This is a genomic window from Pseudomonas sp. E45-MNA-CIBAN-0222 (assembly GCF_040310405.1).
Classification (GTDB): Bacteria; Pseudomonadota; Gammaproteobacteria; order Pseudomonadales; family Pseudomonadaceae; genus Stutzerimonas; species Stutzerimonas stutzeri_AC.
This window is the reverse complement of record NZ_JBEOPU010000197.1, coordinates 1-247: the sequence shown is the minus strand read 5'-3', so window position 1 is coordinate 247 and position 247 is coordinate 1. Positions and strand designations below refer to the sequence as shown.

General features: G+C 58.3%; 1 protein-coding gene. It reads right to left on the bottom strand.

All coding sequences use genetic code 11. The annotated features are described in order from the left end of the window. A partial coding sequence (locus AAEZ08_RS23305) for an amidohydrolase family protein (RefSeq protein ID WP_500125233.1) occupies positions 1-247 on the bottom strand: 247 nt, incomplete at both ends.

Here is a 247-nt window from a genome sequence, read left to right as displayed (position 1 = left end):
ATGTACGGCTTGACCAGTTCCACGGTATAGCTCTCACCCGTGGCCCACAGTAATTGCATGGAAGCGATCACTCCCAGTTGCTTGAAGCGCGTAAATTCCTTGGGGTTGACCAGTTGCAGGTGGCTGATGCTGTGCGGCATGGGGGTCGGGTTGAGCTTACGCGCATATTCAAACGCATTAAGCGATTCGCGCACCGCGCGGTCCCCGACGGCATGCATGTGCACGATCCAGTCGCGCTGCTCTGCGG